Origin of the sequence: Anaeroglomus insulsum (genome assembly GCF_050689095.1) — a bacterium.
In the GTDB taxonomy this organism is placed as follows: Bacteria; Planctomycetota; Phycisphaerae; order Sedimentisphaerales; family Anaerohalosphaeraceae; genus Anaeroglomus; species Anaeroglomus insulsum.
In genome coordinates this window covers 1-16,837 of sequence record NZ_JBOGCL010000020.1, presented here as the reverse complement: position 1 = coordinate 16,837, position 16,837 = coordinate 1, and the positions used below count along the sequence as shown (strand labels likewise).

The following is a 16,837-nucleotide window of genomic DNA, read 5'->3' as shown; positions in this document are numbered from 1 at the left end:
ATTGCGTGCAGTGAACAGGGGGGGGTTATGAAACACACGTGGATTGCTTTTGGATTAGCTGTGATTTGTGCCATCGCCGGGGCACAGACCGCTGGCATGTATACGCTGACCGGCGGCAGTGATCCATCGGCGGCGGCGGGAATCGATCCGAATTACTTTGTGGTTGCCGATGATGAACACAATATTCTGAAAATGTACAGGGCCGATGGACAGCCGGAGCCGGTACTGAATTATGATTTATCTTCGTTTCTGAGGGTGGATTCGAAGTCCCCCGAAGCCGATATTGAAGGGGCTGCACGCATAGGAAGCCGTATCTATTGGATTACCTCACATGCCCGGAATAAAGACGGTAAATATCGAGCCAGCCGGTATCGTTTTTTTGCCGTTGACATACGTCCTGCCTCATCGGCGATTCCCTGGCAACTGGTCCCGGCCGGCACGCCCTGTATGACGCTGCTGCAGGATATGCTGAATGCACCCTCGCTGCGGTTTTTGGATTTGGGGTCTGTCACACGTCTTGAGGATGAAGAGGCTTTAACAAAAAAGCAGCGGGAACGACTGGCGCCCAAGCGTGAAGGGTTTAATATTGAAGGCCTGGCCGCTGGTCAGGATGGAAAATCGCTGTGGATCGGGCTTCGCAATCCTCAGTATCGCGACCCGGCGGATGGCCGGAAAAAAGCGATTTTACTCTGTCTGCAGAATCCAGAGGAAATCATCGATCGGGGGGCAGCGGCCCGGTTTGGAGAACCGGTACTGCTGGATTTGGGCGGGCGAGGCATCCGCTCCATCGAATATATCGAATCGCAGCAGTCGTATCTGATTGCCGCCGGTGCCGTGGACGGTGAGGCAAATAAGGCATTTTGTCAATGGAATCCCCGGACGGAATCATTGAAGCCCGTTGAGATCGTTACCCCAACAACCTTTAATCCGGAAGCTATATTTGTCTGTCCGGGTAATTCCATGACAGGTTTAATCAGTGATGATGGATCCCTCGAAGTCGAGGTCAAAAGTCCGGAGGAATGTGTCGATGGGGAATTGCTGCCGAATGGGCGATGTTTGAATAAAAATCTGAAGGAGTTGAACCGTCGGACATTCCGTGTGATGTTTTTGTCGGATCTGAAATAATTATTAAAATGCGATAAATGACACACAGAATAATAGTTGATACAAAAAGTTTTTTAAGCCCGATTTTATTGCGTTGCATTTTCAGGAGGGATTGATATAGTTATAAGTGAAATAAAAGCGAGAAACTGTTCTCGCTGGACATCTGGCCTGTTTGTCAGTATGGCTCATGGGTCTTAATTTTTTCTTTTTGGAGAAACAAGATGACAAAGAAAGTGTATGTTGGGAATTTGAGTGCCAAAGTGGACACCGCCATGCTGGAATCGTGGTTTACCGAGTTCGGTACGGTGGAAAGCGCCAACATCGTAATGGATCGAGAAACAGGCCAGAGCAAAGGTTTTGGTTTTGTCCAGATGAGCAGTGAACAGGAAGCTCAGGCAGCCATGAATGCCATGAACGGCAAAGAAGTGGAAGGCCGGATACTCAAAGTTGCTGAAGCCAACCCACCTAAAACCAATAAGCCTCGATTTGGCGGTGGCGGTGGCGGCGGTGGTGCCAGACGTCCTGGCGGTTTTGGCGGCGGTCCCCGTGGGGGCAATCGTGGCAATGACCGCGGTGGCGACAGAGGCGGACGTGGCGGTTTTGGCAGACGCTAAGTTGCAACAATAGTCACAATCATACCAAGGCACTTTGTAATCCCGACGGATTGCAGAGTGCCTTTTTTATAACTATCATCCCAGAAATAAGTTATATCCACTTTGTGTCGCAGTGCCACAGAGTATTCTGCCAAATATGATTTTTCAGAGACAAGGCCTTGACAGGGTTAGGTTTGTATTTATAATATAAATCTGATGGTAACAGGTTAGCTGCACATTGAAATCACCTTGTGTTTTTGACCCCGTATGTCAGCGAGTAATCCAGAGATCCCAATTCAGGAATTCGGTCTGCAAAGACGGTTCCTGGATCGATCGCTTTCTTCTCATCACCCTCCTCTGAAGCCAGATGCCGGTTACGGGTCTGGCTTTTTTTGTGTTCGATAATAACTCTTAAAAACATAGATAGATTATACACAACAGCTTTTATTTATCGGTAAAACTATTGACTCTGAGCAGGCCCGGTCGTATCATTGTGGCTTTGGGATATCATAATCATGAGTAAAACAAAAAAATCACGAATTCATTTTGATATTGAGCGCTGCAAAGGATGCGGCTTATGTGTGCTGTTTTGCCCCAAAGGCTATTTACGGATGTCGGAAGAACTCAACAGTCAGGGCAATCCTTATGCAGAAATCATTGACCCGGCGGCCTGTAATGCCTGCGGAATATGTTTTCGGATGTGTCCGGATGTTGCGATTGAGATTTACGAACGGGCCGATGAATCCGGCGGTGAAGAAGATGCTTCCGATGAACAATCTTCGAGAAAGTGATCATCGATGGGTGAAAAGATTCTGTTAAAAGGTAATGAGCTGCTGGCTGAAGCAGCAGTGCGTGCCGGGTGTCGTTTTTTTGCCGGCTATCCGATTACACCGCAAAATGAGATACCCGAATATATGTCCTGGCGACTTCCGCAGTCCGGCGGTGTGTTTATTCAGGCCGAAAGTGAGCTGGCTGCAATTAACATGCTTTTTGGAGCTTCAGCCACCGGCACGCGGTGTATGACCAGTTCTTCTTCGCCGGGCATCAGTCTCAAGCAGGAGGGCATCAGCTATATTGCTGCGGCCGAGCTGCCCTGTGTCATTGTCAATATGCAGCGAGGCGGACCGGGGCTGGGTAACATTCGGGCCTCTCAGGCAGACTATTTTCAGGCGGTCAAAGGGGGCGGGCATGGGGATTATCGACTGATTGTGTTGGCCCCGGGGACGCTTCAGGAAGTCTATAACCTTACGATGAATGCGTTTGATTATGCCGATTTCTGGCGTAATCCGGTCTTGATTCTGGGGGATGGGATACTGGCCCAGATGGCCGAACCGGTGGAGATGGAGCCATATCAGCCGCTGATGGCTATTCCGGCCAAGGATTATGTTTTGGACGGATGCCGGGGGCGTGCACCCCGGGTGATTAAAACCCTGATTTTGCATCCCAATATTGGGCTGGTGGTACATAATGAAAATCTCCAGAAAAAATATCGGCAAATCGAACAAGCCATTCAGCTTTGCGAAGACTACCAGGCATCGGATGCAGAGATTGTCATTTCCGGCTATGGGATTACCGGTCGAATTGCCAAGGGAGCTGTGAAAATGGCCCGTCAGAAAGGCATTAAAGCCGGCCTGCTTCGGCCTGTCAGTTTGTGGCCCTTCCCAAAGGATCTGTTTTTAAAAACAGCGCAGACGGCTAAACAGTTTCTGGTTGTCGAGATGAGCGAAGGGCAATTTGTTGAGGATGTTAAGCTGGCCATCGAATGCCGTCGGCCCGTGGAATTTCTGGGTAAAGGCGGCGGCTGGTATCCGACGCAGGAAGCCATTCTTGAGAAAATTGAACAGATGGCCGCACAGGCCAAAGGAGGCAGGTGAGATGGAGTTTCTGCACCCCGAGTCCCTGTGTGCCTCGCAAAGCCATTATTGTCCTGGCTGCGGGCACGGTATCATTCACCGGCTGGTGGCCGAAGTCATTGACGAACTGGGTATTCGTGAAAAGACGATTGCCACAGCGCCCGTGGGCTGTGCGGTGATGTTTTATGATTATATGAAGTTTGATATTATCGAGTGCGCCCATGGACGCAGTCCGGCGGTGGCCACGGGAATCAAGCGGATGCTGCCGGATCGGATTGTGTTTACCTATCAGGGGGATGGCGATCTGGCGGCGATTGGCACCGCGGAAACGATTCATGCGGCCAACCGCGGCGAAAATATCACGGTGATTTTCGTGAACAACGCCATTTATGGCATGACCGGTGGGCAAATGGCTCCGACGACCCTGCTGGGGCAGCATACGACAACCACTCCCGGCGGACGCGGCAAGCATCAGGAAGGCGGACCGATCCGCATCTGTGAACTGCTCAGTCATCTGGATGGTGTCAGTTATCTTGAACGGACTTCGGTCAGTTCCCCCAAGGATGTCATTGTGGCCAAACGGGCAATTAAAAAGGCTTTTGAAAATCAAATGGAAGGCAAAGGCTATTCGCTGGTCGAAGTGCTGTCAATGTGTCCAACGGATTGGAAGCTGACGCCGCAGGATGCGATTAAATTTGTCAATGATGAGATGAAAAAAACATTCCCGCTGGGAGTATTTAAAGATCGCTGATATGAAAGAAACCAGAATTATTATTGCCGGCTACGGCGGACAGGGTGTGGTGGCGATGGGCAACGTGCTGGCTCGGGCCTGCATGATCGAAGGCAAGAATGTGACCGGCATGGTCTCTTATGGCGTTGAGATGCGCGGCGGCACATGCAGTGCCACGATTGTTGTGGGGGACGACGAGATTGCCTGTCCGTTTGTGGAAACGCCGGACCAGGCACTGATTCTCAATCAGCAGTCGCTGGATAAATACGAGGAATGTATTATTCCTGGCGGGCTGATTCTGGTCAATACATCGATTATTCAGCGTTCTGTCAAACGGGCCGACCTGGAACAGATTCAGATTCCAGCCTCCCAGATTGCCCGGGAACTGGGCAATATCAGAGGGGCCAATATGGCGGCGCTGGGGGCGTATATCCAGCATACAAGACTGCTGAAGATGGATAGTGTTGAGCGGGGGATGCGTGAGTTGTTTGGCGGCAAAAATCCGGTGATGACGGAGATGAATGTGCGGGCACTGCGGGAAGGGGCTAAACGATTTACCGCGGTCAGGGCCTGCCAAAGGGTATAATACCATCGTTCAAGTTCGACAGGTTCACAGAACCTGTCCCAACCCATAATCCATCCCGGTTATTGCACAAGACGGGGCGGGCAGATAAAGCAGGCACATATGGCATTGTTGAGTATTAATAATATTTCGATGGGATTTGGTCAGGCCCCAATTCTGGACAACGTCAGTCTTCAGGTCGAGCAGGGGGAGCGTATCTGCCTGATTGGTCGTAATGGCGAGGGCAAGACGACGCTGATGAAGATTATTTACGGCCTAATCGAACCACTGTCCGGCCAGATTACCCGCAAGCCGGGGCTGCAGATCGGCATGCTGGAGCAAACGGTTCCGGTGGGCCTCCAGGGGACTGTGTTTGGAGCGGTTTCGGAGGGTCTGGGGCGACGCGGGCAGCTGCTGCAGGACTACCACAATGTCAGCCGGGAGTTGGCTGAGAAACCCACCCCGCAGGTTATGGACAAACTCAATCGACTCCAGCATGAACTGGAAACGCAGGATGCCTGGCAGGTCCATCTGCAGGTTGATACGGTGATATCGCATTTGAAATTGAATGCGGATGCTCCGGTCGATACCTTGTCGGCAGGGTTAAAGCGGCGGGTGCTTCTGGCCCGGGCGCTGGTGCTGGAGCCAGATATTCTGCTGTTGGATGAACCGACCAATCATCTCGATGTGGATTCGATTGTCTGGCTGGAGGAATTTCTGCTCAAATACCCCGGAACGCTGATTTTCGTGACGCATGACCGGATGTTTTTGCGTAAGTTATCTACCCGAATTATCAATTTGGATCGCGGCAGTCTGACCAGTTGGCAGTGCGATTATGATGCCTTCCTCAAACGCAGACAGAATCAGCTTGATGCTGAACTGAGCGAGCAGAAATGGTTTGATAAAAAGCTGGCTCAGGAAGAGGCCTGGATTCGAACCGGCATCAAAGCACGCCGGACACGCAATGAAGGGCGGGTCAGGCAATTGCTCAAAATGCGTCAGATTCGCCGACAGCGTCGGCAAACCATCGGCAAAGTGCGGTTTGAAATGCAGGAGGCTCAGATGTCTGGCGAACTGGTCATGGATGTGCAGAAGGTCAGTTTCGCATACCCTGATACGGTACTTCAAATGCCCTCGCCGAAAATTATTGACAACCTGACTACAACGATCATGCGCGGTGATAAAATCGGCATTATTGGCCCCAATGGCAGCGGCAAAACCACGTTGTTGAAAGTCTTGTTGGGGCTTTTGAAACCTACCGAAGGGACGGTGAAGCTGGGCACCAAGCTGGAAATATCCTATTTTGATCAACTTCATGCTCAACTGGATGAGACCAAGACGGTCTGGGAAAATGTGGCCGATGGATATAGTGTCATTATGGTCAATGGCAAGGAGCGAAATGTGGTCGGGTATCTCCAGGATTTTCTGTTTACTCCTCAGCAGGCTCGAAATCTGGTGCAAAATCTGTCCGGCGGCGAACGAAATCGTCTGCTTCTGGCCCGACTGTTTGCCAAGCCTTCCAATGTTCTGGTGCTTGACGAACCCACCAACGATTTGGATATAGAGACCCTGGAATTACTGGAAGAGCTGCTGATGGAGTACCAAGGTACAGTGCTGCTGGTCAGCCACGACCGAGCGTTTCTCAATAATGTCGTGACAGGCACTTTGGTATTGGAAGGGCAGGGTAGGGTATCAGAATATGTGGGCGGTTATGATGACTGGAAGGCCTTGCAGCCATCCCCGGAAATTCAGTCTGGAATACCCACTGCTAAAAAGGATAAAGAAAAACCCCAGTCACACAGTCAGGCAACTGCCAAAAAGAAGCTCAGCTATAAGCAGCTCAAAGAGCTGGACCAGATACAAGCCGATATCGAGCGGAATGAACAGGAACTTGCAGAGCTTCAGGGACAAATGACTCAGCCTGCTTTCTATAAACAGCCCAGCGAGGTGATTGCAAAGGTTGCGGCACGAATTCAGGAACTGGAAGCTCAGAACGAACAGTTGTTTGCACGCTGGGAACAGTTGGAACGGTAATACCAGACCAATAAAATCTGGAAATGAACAGCCAATAAAAAAGGCGGCTCATGGGCCGCCTTAGGATGTCTGGAAGTCGATCCAATCAGGCCTTTACGACGTTAATCCGTCTGCCGGTCACTTGAACGGTGCCGTTCTCGGTTGCAAAAATGGTATGATCTTTGCCCATCCCAACGTTAAAACCAGGGAAGAACTTTGTTCCGCGCTGACGCAGAATAATATTACCGGCAATAACAGCCTGACCGCCGGACACCTTGAAACCCAGATATTTCGGGTTGCTGTCGCGTCCGTTTCGTGTTGACCCTTGTCCTTTCTTATGTGCCATATCAAACCTCGTATTCTAAGATATCGCCTTTTATTTACCGTAAACCTAAGAGCCATATAAAGTAACAATGCAAAAAGGCTTTGTCCAGCAGAATTTTTCAAAAAGAATTAAAAATATAACCCCGAAATAATGAATTTGTATGTTCAAATAAAGGTAATATATATCCAAATGTTAGAGAAAAAAGGTGCGGGGGCCGGAGAAAACAGAGACAAGTGTTTCTGTTTCGGGGTCGGAGGCCCCCGCATAATATGCCTAAGACATTCGTCTCAAAAATGCGGAATATACTATTGATGCTCAACGAGGAACGCTACCCTAACTTACTTTAATATAATGGCTATAATGGGTAAAAGCAAGCTTTTTTTGAAGTCTTTAAAAGGTTTTTTTAGGAATCCGGCGGACCCCGACCTGCTTCCACGCTGCGATAAAACCGATTGATAATAGCATTATGCATTAAACTAACCCCCAACTATCATTTTTGTCATCATTATGATAAAGGGGATTATATAGAAATATGAATTAAAAAACAAGAAAATATTAAGAAAAAATATAGTTCCGGCTCTAAGCGTTCTACTTTTTTGCATATTATTTCTTTTTCTGTCTTATTATCGGTCTTTAATGAAGTCCGGAACTCAAATTTTATTACCAGACAAGCATTGTTTTTTAAGGACTGTCCTGTCATAATACCTCGCACTGGTATCATTTAATGTGAAGGGATTCCATCAGCCAGGGATGACACAGCAAAAACGATTACAAGTCAAATTAAAAGGTCAGGTCCAGGGGGTTGGATGTCGGCCGTATGTCTATAATCTGGCACTGAAGCTGGGATTAACCGGTTTTGTTCAAAATGACACACAAGGAGTATTGATTGAAGTGCAGGGGGCCGGCCCTGATCTGGAGGCATTTCTGCAGGAGCTTCAATCCGGCCCTCATCGTCCGGTTTTATTGGAGATTGAATCCGTGGCGACGATTGAATTGCCGGTGCGTGAAAATGAGCCGATGTTTTCTATTCAAGCCAGCGGCACCGCTGATTCGCCGACGTCGCGGTTGTGTCCAGATATCGCGGTCTGTGTGGATTGTCTTGCGGAAATGAACACACCGACCGATTTACGATATCGTTATCCTTTTATCACTTGTACCCAATGCGGGCCGCGGTATTCGATTATCAAGGCGATCCCCTATGACCGGCCTAATACCACCATGGCAGAATTTGAGATGTGCCCGCGATGCCGGGCGCAATATGGTGATGCAGCCGACCGTCGGTTTCATGCCCAGCCGCTGGCGTGTCCTGTCTGCGGCCCCAAAGTCACTTTGCTGGACAACAGAGGCACACAGATTGAAATCGACAGCGACAGGGCTATCTCCAGAACCGCCCATCTCCTGCTTGAAGGCAAAATCCTCGCCATCAAAGGCATCGGCGGATTTCATCTGGCCGTCAATGCATTGGATGGTAAAGCGGTGGAACTGTTACGGAAACGAAAACGCAGGGAAGCAAAACCCTTTGCGATGATGGCGGGGAGTCTTGATACCATCCAACGATATGCTGTTGTGGATTGGGCCGCACAGAGATTGCTTACAAGCCCGGCTGCCCCGATTGTTTTGCTGCCTAAAAAATACCCGAACGCGATTGCCCCTTCGGTTGCAAACGGGACGAACTGCTTTGGATTCATGCTGCCCTATGCGCCGCTGCATCATCTATTGTTTGCAGAGCCGGGTATTGACGTGCTGGTCATGACCAGTGCCAACCTTTCGGATGAGCCGCTGATTTGTGATAATGATGCAGCCCTGGAGCAATTGGGAGATGTTGCCGATTGTTTCCTCATGCACAATCGCCCCGTCTATCGGCAGGTGGACGATTCGGTCACACAACTCATTGACGGGAAGCCCGCATTGCTGCGCCGGTCGCGGGGGTATGTGCCTGAACCGATTCTCAACCACACCCCGGCCGTAAAAGAGATTTTTGCTGCGGGAGCGGATTTGAAAAACACATTCTGTTTTGCCAAAGGCCATCATTATCTGCTCAGCGAGCACATCGGAGATCTTGAAAATCCAGCCGTGTATCGCCATTATATCCGTTCTATTGACCATCTGGCCGCTCTTTTTGAAATAAGGCCGGAAGTTATCGTTCACGATTTGCATCCGACCTACTTTTCGACCCAGTTTGCCCAGAATTACGCCAAGCAGGCAGGGGTTCCCGCGATGAGCATTCAGCATCACTGGGCTCATGCAGCGGCGGTCATGACCGAATATGGTATTCAAGATGAGGTGATTGCTCTGGTGGCAGATGGAACCGGCTATGGTACCGATGATGCGATATGGGGCTGTGAATGTCTGGTTTGCTCGCTGACTCAGATGCGACGATTTGGACATCTGGACTATTACCCGTTAGCCGGAGGGGATGCGGCGTCCGTGGAAGCGATTCGACCGATTCTGGGGTTGTGCGAAGCTGCCGGGATCACACTGCCGGATGATATCCTGGCCGGAATCGAACCAGATACACAAAAAATTCAAGTCATCAGCCAGCAGATTCATAACGCCTTTGCCGTAGTGCCCACTTCCAGTCTGGGCCGGGTGTTTGACGCTGTTGCAGCGCTGGTAAAGTTAGGGTCTCAAAATCATTTTGAAGCTCAGCTTCCCATGGCTCTGGAGGCTGTGGCCGATCCCGATGAAACCGGATTCTACCCAATTCAACTGCGCCAGACTCCAGAGGGCAGCGTCGTTTGGACAATCGGTTCGGTGCTTGCAGGCCTTCTGGAGGACATACGCAAGGGCCATGATACATCCGTCATGTCTGCACGATTCCATCGTTCGACCGGTCAGGCACTGCTGGAGTTTGCTGTCCTGGCCCGCCAACAGACCGGATTGAATCGGGTGGTTCTGTCTGGCGGGGTGTTTTGCAATCGGTATCTGACAAATTGTCTGATTGGAATCTTGCAAAACAGCGGTTTTCAGGTATTCTTGAGTCGGCGTGTTCCGGCCAATGACGGCTGTGTCGCGTTGGGTCAGGCAGCGATCGCAAATGAAACCTTCAAACTCAGGAAATAGAAAGCCATGTGTCTTGCAATACCAGCTAGAATTGTGGAACTGACCGGAGATCGGGCCATTGCCGATGCCATGGGTAATCGCTGGGCGATTCGTACCACCCTGACGCCCGAAGTCAAGCTGGGAGATATAGTTCTGGTGCATGCCGGGTATGCCATTGCTAAAGTCGAGGAAGAGGATGCTCGCCAGACCTGGGAGTTGTTTGCCCAGATTGCCGACATGGAAGCGGAGCAGAATCAGGCCAAAGGAGCGGAACAATGAGGCTCGATGTCATCCAATCCGCCCGCAGCGACATGGAACAGGCCTGTGCGGCTATCGGACGGCAGGTGCAGGTGATGGAAGTCTGCGGCACCCATACCGTGGCCCTGTTTCGTCATGGGATTCGGTCCATGTTGCCTGCCAATCTGAAATTATTATCCGGCCCGGGATGTCCAGTCTGTGTCACCGATCAGGGATATATCGATACGGTCATCGATCTGGCCCGGCGGCCGGATTGCCTGATAGCGACCTATGGCGATATGATTCGTGTCCCCGGCAGGAATACATCACTGGAACGGCTCAGTTTGCCCAATGTCCGGGTTGTGCTCAGCAGTGATGATGCAGTGGCACTGGCCCGGAAACATCCCGAGAAAACAGTGGTGTTTATTGCTGTGGGATTTGAAACAACCACTCCGGCTACCGCCGTCGCCATCCGACAGGCACAAGAACTTGGATTGAAAAACTTCGCTGTCTTGTGCGGTCATAAACGGGTGTTGCCGGCGATGCACGCCTTATTATCCGGCCGGAATGACAAAATCGACGCATTTTTATGTCCCGGCCATGTCAGTGTGATTCTGGGCAGCAGGGTGTATGACGGTGTTGTTAAACAGTTTCATCGCCCCTGTGTTGTTGCCGGCTTTGAGGCCGAACAGATTCTGCTGGGGCTGGCCAGAATCTGTCGCCAGATTGCGGATCATCAACCTGCAGTCGATTCGGTCTATAATCTGGCCGTTCGTCCGGAGGGCAACCCTGTGGCCGTTCGAATGATTGATCAGGTCTTTGTCCCCTGCGACGGCCCATGGCGAGGACTTGGCTGTATTCCTGCCGGAGCATTGCGTATTCGTGATGAGTATGCGGACTTCGACGCTCAGAAACGGTTTGGAATCCAGCAGATTCCCACCGAAGAACCCGGGGGATGTCAGTGTGGTAAGGTGTTGTGCGGTTTGATGGAGCCCAGCCAGTGCGGTCTGTTCGGCATCAAATGTACCCCCGACCATCCCGTCGGCCCCTGCATGGTCAGCACGGAGGGGGCCTGTGCCGCATGGTATAAATATCAACGCTAAATACCAAGGGTATGAGTATTCCGCGACGGCCACAGGCCGGATTTATGCCGCGAGTACTCACGGGGTAACGTTGCCTCACGCAGCCGCGGTATATGCTGTTGCTGGAAGCTGGCGGCTGAAAGCTTTTCAGCCGCGACGAAATGGAAAATTTTAGGTAGGATCAGTCTATAAGAAAGGAATTTTCTGACGACGATGACACAACTCAGTGACACCATTTTACTGGCCCATGGCGGGGGCGGCAGGCTGATGGCCGAGCTGATCAGTAAAACGATCGCTCCCCGTGTGTATTCTTCGGTGCCTGCCTTGACCGATGCTGCCGAAATCAGCGTGGACGACTGCCGGCTTTTGTTTACCACCGACAGTTTTGTGGTGCAGCCGTTATTTTTTCCCGGAGGGGATATTGGCAAGCTGGCTGTTTGCGGTACGGTCAATGACCTTGCTGTCAGCGGTGCCCAACCGCTTGCCTTGAGTCTGTCCCTGATTATCGAAGAAGGCTTCCCCACTGCCGATCTGGAGCGGATTCTGGACAGCATCGGCAAGACGGCTCATCGGGCTCAGGTTACGATCGCGACCGGCGACACCAAAGTGGTTGAAAAAGGAGCCGCCGATGGCATTTTTATCAATACCGCAGGTGTCGGACAAAAAAAGATGGCTGCCTCGCTGGGATTTCATCGTATTGAACCCGGGGATGTCATTTTGTTGAATGGAACCCTCGGAGACCATGGGATGACCATCATGTCCAAACGGCAGGAATTGGCCCTGCAAAGTCCGCTGCAAAGTGACTGTGCTTGTTTGAATGAACTGATTGCCATGCTTCTGGATGAGCTTAGCGACCAGGTGAAATTTATGCGTGACCCGACCCGCGGCGGACTGGCTGCGGTGACCAATGAAATTGTCCAGGCCTGCGGCTGCGGAATCGAACTGGTTGAAGAATGGCTGCCGGTGAACCCGGCGGTCAAGGCGGCTGCGGATATTCTGGGATTTGATATCCTGAATATCGCCAATGAAGGCAAGTTTGTAGCCGTCGTCAGCCCCCCGGCCCGGGATAAGGCGCTGGAAATAATGAGGAAGCACCCCCTCGGCCAGAAAGCCGCCTGTATTGGTCAAATCGGTCCCAAACAACCGCACAGCCTGGTCGAGCTGATGACACGAATCGGCGGTCGGCGCATCGTTCAGATGCCCTATGGCCGGGAATTGCCGAGGATTTGCTGATGCACGAAACCGCTGTCGCGCAAAGTGTCCTGGAAACGATTTTGGAACAAGCCGTCAAGTTTAATGCCAGGCCGGTTCGGGCGGTTATTTCTTGCGGTCAGTTTAATGCCCTGAATGATGAAGCCATGCGCTTTGCCTTCGGGGCTGCCGCCGAAGGGACTGTATGCGATACCATGGAACTGGTCATTAAGCATATTCCTCTGCGGGCCAGATGCGACAACTGTGGCTGGCTGTTTGACTTTGATATTTATGCACCAGCCTGTCCCGAATGCCAATCAGAGCATTTTGATTTTCAGGCCGATGCGCCGCTGCTGCTGGAAGAAATCGAATTCGAAAATCCAAACGATAAAGGTGGACTATGAAAGTCAATTTGAATACCCGGATATTAAGCAAAAATGAACAGGCCGCTGAACAGAATCGCAGTTTCCTTGCCAGCCATAAGCTGGCCTGCCTGAACCTCATCAGTTCTCCCGGCTCCGGCAAGACGACTATTCTGGCCCGCACGATTGCAGACCTCAAAGACAAACTTCGTATCGGTGTTATCGAAGGCGACATCAAAACCGACTATGACGCCCAGCGGATTCGGGCAGCCGGTGCCGCGGCAGTTCAGATTGAAACTGAGGGAGCCTGCCATTTATCGGCTCCGCAAGTCAATTGGGCTTTGCAGAAATTGCCTGTAAACGATTTAGATTTGGTCTTTATCGAAAATGTCGGGAATCTGGTTTGCCCCTCCGCTTTTGACCTGGGGGAATCAGGCAGGGTGGTGGTACTTAGTATTCCTGAAGGGGATGACAAGCCCGCCAAATATCCAGGTACGTTTGCCAATGCAGATGTGATTTTAATCAACAAAATCGATCTGATCAGCCACTTGCAGTTTGATCTGCATCGGGTGCTGTCGGATATTGCCGTGCTGAATTCCAAAGCACAAATCATTCAGATTTCTGCAACGACCGGGCAGGGTATGCAGACCTGGTACGACTGGCTGATGGGCCTGCAGAATTCTTGAGCATTCGTGCAAACTCAGTTTTTTCGGGAAGTTACAGTTTTTTCATGGCCTCTACAACCCCATCGGCGATTGCCGCAGCGATTCGATCCTGATAGCTGCCGTCATATAGCAGAGCGGCTTCTCTGGGGTTGGAAATATGGCCGCATTCAATCAGCACAGCCGGACATTTGGTGTTGGCCAGAACAACATAGTCCGCTTCACGCACACCCCGGCTGGAAATGCCCGTTTTCGTCATCGCGGTTTCAATCAGTGCCGCGGTGCGTCGTGAGGCCTGGCTGGCCGAGCGACTGACCCAGACAGAGTAGCCATGAATAGATCGTTTTTCGTTGGCGTCACAATGAATGGAGACAAATAAATCCGGATTAATTCGATTGGCGATTTCAGCTCGGTCATATTTGTCGATAAACACATCGGAATCCCGTATCATTTTCACTTGATAACCTCTGGCTTTTAAGACCGCAGCCAGTTTGCTGGCAATCCGCAGCGTAATTCCTTTTTCATAATGCCCCAGATAACTGATGGCACCCGGGTCTTTACCGCCATGGCCGGCATCAATCACGACCAGACCACCGGTCTTGGGTGGAGTTGTGGGAGGGGTCCATTTAGGCTGCTGTTGGACCTGAGGAGGGGTATATTGAGATTTTAGGTGGGGGCGAATCAAGCTTTCCAGGATTTCCGGAACGTAAATAGTGCCGTTTGCATGGGTTACAGGTCCGGTGCTTCCGACAGGCGTCTGGTTAACAAAAACCCGGCCACCCTCGTGAATGAAGACAATAACACGGTTTGCCGCATTTTTCATCTCGAAATATCGGTCTGTCTGTTCAGTTACATCCAGACCCAGCCGTTGGGCTAATTCAAAAGGTGTTAATCGAAAAGACAGCGTTTTGGTTTCCTGGGCCTGCTGACAGCCTGCCCCGCCTAATAACAGGGCCAAGCCGATAAACATGACGAAACTGGATTGTTTCACGTGTTACCTTTCACTACGTTATTGCAATACTATTTACTATAAACCCCCCGTTCGGGGTTCCTTTATACATCGGATTGCAGGGTGGAATGGCTTTATATTATCTGTTTTCGTGAGTTCGGCAAGTCAGTGCTGTATTTCTTTGCAGGCCAAAAAGGCTCCGGACTAAAAAATTTTTATCAAAGATATTTGGATAAATTCAGGTGGTTAGTAGGTGTATATTGAAATATATTTGTATCCGGATTATCCTGGTAATGACATATTGTTTAAATATACGATATATTATAGGGCGAATCTTTTGTATTTTAATATATTCAAACCAGGAGCCCATCAGCAGAATTTTTACCCCCCACAACGGCAGGGTGATTGGGGTGGTATTTATGGCTGAAATGTCTTAGAAAATTTGTTTTTTAGTTAAAAATATGTTAAAATGCATGTCATTAAGGGGAGGGAAAGTGAGTCATATAGAAATACAAAATATTAGGAACCAACGGAGATGCAGACAATTAAAGCTGAACCGATGCAACAGGATTTGAAGCCTCCCGAGCTTTATCAGTCGACGCCGCTTCGGCCCACCAGGACAGTGGTTGCCGCTCCGGACAAAATAAGTGTGCCGGCATTGCCTTTAAATACTTTGCTGGCAAAGCGTTATGAGTTAAAGTATCGTGTCCCGGAGCATGTTGCTGTAGCGATCCGTTCCTATATTAAAAGCTTTCTGCAACCGGATCCTTATACGGCTCGGCAACCTTCTGGACAGTACCCCATCAGCAGTCTTTATCTGGATTCACAGCATCTGCAATTATTTCAGGAGACGATTGTAGATAAATGTAATCGATTTAAGCTGCGTATTCGAGGATATGATGACGACCCGAATAGTCCAGTATTCTTTGAAATTAAACGAAAGCTTAACCGCATTGTGTATAAAAGTCGTGCCAAGGTCCATAAGAGTCAAGTGAAATCGATTTTAAGCGGGTCTTATATTCCGGACAATCTGCCGGAAAAGGACCGTGCTGCACTGCAGCAATTTATGCATTATTGCCGATGTTTATCGGCTAAGCCTGTGGTTTTGGTACGATACCAGCGTGAAGCCTATGAGAATCGCTCTGATTCCAAGGTGCGTATTACCTTTGATCGTGAACTCTATTACCACCCAGCCGAGGATGCGATGGTAAAATTGAACGGTCCCGGATGGGTAAAAATTCCGATTGACTTTGTCGTGTTAGAGATCAAATTTACAGCTCGGTTCCCAGGCTGGATAAAACAAATGGTTCAGATGTTCAATTTAAATCGTCAATCAATGTCCAAGTATTGCAGTTCGGTGTCGCAGCTGGTTCCTGCGGCGACGACTGGCTATACCATGCCGAGGCTCAAGTAAAATAATCTAAGGAAGATCTATGGAAAAAATGTGGCAAATTCTGGACGGATATGCTATCAGTCCGGAAGTTGATATGTGGTCAATTTTGCTTTCCTTACTGCTGTCTTTTGTGCTGGGACAGGTGCTTGCCTGGGTGTATTATTTTACCCATAACAGTTTGTCTTATTCCAAATCCTTTGTGCAATCCCTGATTATTATTACCATCGTGATCTCGCTGGTGATGACTACCATTTCCGGCAGTTTTGTGATTGCTGTCGGGCTGATGGGGGCTTTGTCGCTGATTCGTTTTCGCAATATTATCAAGGATACGCGGGATATTACCTTTCTGTTTTGTGCGGTGGTCATTGGTATGGCCTGTGGTTCACAGCGGTACGCACTGGCGGTGATAGGTACTGCCGGACTTTGCCTGGTTTTACTGTATCTGCATTTTGCGGATTTTGGAATGCATCATTCGTATAATGCATTTTTGCGGTTTACCTTTGACGGCACGATAGGGCCCGATCATCTTATAATCAAGACTTTAAAACGATTTACCCGGACGATGACGCTGATTTCATCCAATTCTTGTAGTCCCGACGACAGCTCGGTGGATTTTTCGTATCAGCTGTCTCTGAAGACAGCAGCCAACAACGAGCAGCTGCTGTCGGAGATTCGCAGAATTGAGGGTGTACACAATGTCAGTCTGACGATGCAGGAACAACTATTGGAGATGTAACAG

At 50.1% G+C, this 16,837-nt stretch carries 17 protein-coding genes; 15 read left to right on the top strand and 2 right to left on the bottom strand.

The features are described 5' to 3' along the window. Window positions 1–27: 27 nt before the first annotated feature. The 7 genes from ACQ9LF_RS13170 (at window position 28) to abc-f (ending at window position 6,876) form a co-directional block, all read left to right on the top strand. On the top strand, window positions 28–1,125 hold the full coding sequence (locus ACQ9LF_RS13170) for a DUF3616 domain-containing protein (RefSeq protein ID WP_462489880.1): 1,098 nt from the start codon (window positions 28–30) through the stop codon (window positions 1,123–1,125). Between the two features lie 200 nt (window positions 1,126–1,325). Then, window positions 1,326–1,718: an RNA recognition motif domain-containing protein gene (locus tag ACQ9LF_RS13165; RefSeq protein WP_462489879.1), complete on the top strand. Its 393-nt coding sequence runs from the start codon at window positions 1,326–1,328 to the stop codon at window positions 1,716–1,718. Between the two features lie 494 nt (window positions 1,719–2,212). Then, window positions 2,213–2,488, top strand: a complete 276-nt coding sequence (locus ACQ9LF_RS13160) for a 4Fe-4S dicluster domain-containing protein (RefSeq protein WP_462489878.1) — start codon at window positions 2,213–2,215, stop codon at window positions 2,486–2,488. A 6-nt stretch (window positions 2,489–2,494) separates the two neighbouring features. Next, a complete protein-coding gene (vorB, locus tag ACQ9LF_RS13155) occupies window positions 2,495–3,571 on the top strand; it encodes a 3-methyl-2-oxobutanoate dehydrogenase subunit VorB (RefSeq protein ID WP_462489877.1) in 1,077 nt (358 codons plus the stop codon). Between the two features lies 1 nt (window position 3,572). After that, a complete protein-coding gene (locus tag ACQ9LF_RS13150) occupies window positions 3,573–4,301 on the top strand; it encodes a thiamine pyrophosphate-dependent enzyme (protein ID WP_462489876.1) in 729 nt (242 codons plus the stop codon). Between the two features lies 1 nt (window position 4,302). Next, window positions 4,303–4,866 (top strand): 2-oxoacid:acceptor oxidoreductase family protein, encoded by a 564-nt coding sequence (locus ACQ9LF_RS13145; protein ID WP_462489875.1) that lies wholly within the window; start codon window positions 4,303–4,305, stop codon window positions 4,864–4,866. 99 nt (window positions 4,867–4,965) lie between these two features. Further along, window positions 4,966–6,876, top strand: a complete 1,911-nt coding sequence (gene abc-f / locus ACQ9LF_RS13140; RefSeq protein WP_462489874.1) for a ribosomal protection-like ABC-F family protein — start codon at window positions 4,966–4,968, stop codon at window positions 6,874–6,876. 85 nt (window positions 6,877–6,961) lie between these two features. On the opposite strand, the gene rpmA is transcribed toward abc-f, so the two are convergent. After that, complete coding sequence (gene rpmA / locus ACQ9LF_RS13135) at window positions 6,962–7,201, bottom strand: 50S ribosomal protein L27 (RefSeq protein WP_462489873.1); 240 nt, start codon at window positions 7,199–7,201, stop codon at window positions 6,962–6,964. Between the two features lie 729 nt (window positions 7,202–7,930). On the opposite strand from rpmA, the gene hypF reads away from it, so the two are divergent. The 6 genes from hypF (at window position 7,931) to hypB (ending at window position 13,780) form a co-directional block, all read left to right on the top strand. Continuing rightward, complete coding sequence (gene hypF / locus ACQ9LF_RS13130; protein ID WP_462489872.1) at window positions 7,931–10,243, top strand: carbamoyltransferase HypF; 2,313 nt, start codon at window positions 7,931–7,933, stop codon at window positions 10,241–10,243. A 6-nt stretch (window positions 10,244–10,249) separates the two neighbouring features. Then, complete coding sequence (locus ACQ9LF_RS13125; RefSeq protein ID WP_462489871.1) at window positions 10,250–10,501, top strand: HypC/HybG/HupF family hydrogenase formation chaperone; 252 nt, start codon at window positions 10,250–10,252, stop codon at window positions 10,499–10,501. Beyond that, complete coding sequence (hypD, locus tag ACQ9LF_RS13120) at window positions 10,498–11,562, top strand: hydrogenase formation protein HypD (RefSeq protein ID WP_462489870.1); 1,065 nt, start codon at window positions 10,498–10,500, stop codon at window positions 11,560–11,562. The genes ACQ9LF_RS13125 and hypD overlap by 4 nt, the downstream gene beginning before the upstream one ends. 192 nt (window positions 11,563–11,754) lie before the next feature. Then, complete coding sequence (hypE, locus tag ACQ9LF_RS13115; protein WP_462489869.1) at window positions 11,755–12,774, top strand: hydrogenase expression/formation protein HypE; 1,020 nt, start codon at window positions 11,755–11,757, stop codon at window positions 12,772–12,774. Then, window positions 12,774–13,136, top strand: coding sequence for a hydrogenase maturation nickel metallochaperone HypA/HybF (locus ACQ9LF_RS13110; protein ID WP_462489868.1), 363 nt, complete (start codon window positions 12,774–12,776; stop codon window positions 13,134–13,136). Before hypE ends, ACQ9LF_RS13110 begins: the two co-directional genes overlap by 1 nt. After that, window positions 13,133–13,780 (top strand): hydrogenase nickel incorporation protein HypB, encoded by a 648-nt coding sequence (gene hypB, locus ACQ9LF_RS13105; RefSeq protein WP_462489867.1) that lies wholly within the window; start codon window positions 13,133–13,135, stop codon window positions 13,778–13,780. Before ACQ9LF_RS13110 ends, hypB begins: the two co-directional genes overlap by 4 nt. 31 nt (window positions 13,781–13,811) lie before the next feature. Here the strand turns inward: hypB and ACQ9LF_RS13100 are convergent, their stop codons facing one another. Continuing rightward, entirely contained in the window at window positions 13,812–14,747 is a 936-nt protein-coding gene (locus tag ACQ9LF_RS13100) for an N-acetylmuramoyl-L-alanine amidase family protein (protein ID WP_462489866.1), read from the bottom strand. Window positions 14,748–15,240: 493 nt separating this feature from the next. Here ACQ9LF_RS13100 and ACQ9LF_RS13095 point away from each other — a divergent pair, with 493 nt between their 5' ends. Together ACQ9LF_RS13095 and ACQ9LF_RS13090 are read left to right on the top strand one after the other, a co-directional pair. Further along, window positions 15,241–16,119, top strand: a complete 879-nt coding sequence (locus tag ACQ9LF_RS13095; RefSeq protein ID WP_462489865.1) for a VTC domain-containing protein — start codon at window positions 15,241–15,243, stop codon at window positions 16,117–16,119. 19 nt (window positions 16,120–16,138) lie between these two features. After that, entirely contained in the window at window positions 16,139–16,834 is a 696-nt protein-coding gene (locus tag ACQ9LF_RS13090; protein ID WP_462489864.1) for a DUF4956 domain-containing protein, read from the top strand. Window positions 16,835–16,837 lie beyond the last annotated feature (3 nt).

Bases quoted from the DNA above. Each gene is read 5' to 3' on its own strand.
- ACQ9LF_RS13170 (WP_462489880.1), top strand. From the start codon at position 28: ATGAAACACACGTGGATTGCTTTTGGATTAGCTGTGATTTGTGCCATC.
- ACQ9LF_RS13165 (WP_462489879.1), top strand. From the start codon at position 1,326: ATGACAAAGAAAGTGTATGTTGGGAATTTGAGTGCCAAAGTGGACACC.
- ACQ9LF_RS13160 (WP_462489878.1), top strand. From the start codon at position 2,213: ATGAGTAAAACAAAAAAATCACGAATTCATTTTGATATTGAGCGCTGC.
- vorB (WP_462489877.1), top strand. From the start codon at position 2,495: ATGGGTGAAAAGATTCTGTTAAAAGGTAATGAGCTGCTGGCTGAAGCA.
- ACQ9LF_RS13150 (WP_462489876.1), top strand. From the start codon at position 3,573: ATGGAGTTTCTGCACCCCGAGTCCCTGTGTGCCTCGCAAAGCCATTAT.
- ACQ9LF_RS13145 (WP_462489875.1), top strand. From the start codon at position 4,303: ATGAAAGAAACCAGAATTATTATTGCCGGCTACGGCGGACAGGGTGTG.
- abc-f (WP_462489874.1), top strand. From the start codon at position 4,966: ATGGCATTGTTGAGTATTAATAATATTTCGATGGGATTTGGTCAGGCC.
- rpmA (WP_462489873.1), bottom strand. From the start codon at position 7,201: ATGGCACATAAGAAAGGACAAGGGTCAACACGAAACGGACGCGACAGC.
- hypF (WP_462489872.1), top strand. From the start codon at position 7,931: ATGACACAGCAAAAACGATTACAAGTCAAATTAAAAGGTCAGGTCCAG.
- ACQ9LF_RS13125 (WP_462489871.1), top strand. From the start codon at position 10,250: ATGTGTCTTGCAATACCAGCTAGAATTGTGGAACTGACCGGAGATCGG.
- hypD (WP_462489870.1), top strand. From the start codon at position 10,498: ATGAGGCTCGATGTCATCCAATCCGCCCGCAGCGACATGGAACAGGCC.
- hypE (WP_462489869.1), top strand. From the start codon at position 11,755: ATGACACAACTCAGTGACACCATTTTACTGGCCCATGGCGGGGGCGGC.
- ACQ9LF_RS13110 (WP_462489868.1), top strand. From the start codon at position 12,774: ATGCACGAAACCGCTGTCGCGCAAAGTGTCCTGGAAACGATTTTGGAA.
- hypB (WP_462489867.1), top strand. From the start codon at position 13,133: ATGAAAGTCAATTTGAATACCCGGATATTAAGCAAAAATGAACAGGCC.
- ACQ9LF_RS13095 (WP_462489865.1), top strand. From the start codon at position 15,241: ATGCAGACAATTAAAGCTGAACCGATGCAACAGGATTTGAAGCCTCCC.
- ACQ9LF_RS13090 (WP_462489864.1), top strand. From the start codon at position 16,139: ATGGAAAAAATGTGGCAAATTCTGGACGGATATGCTATCAGTCCGGAA.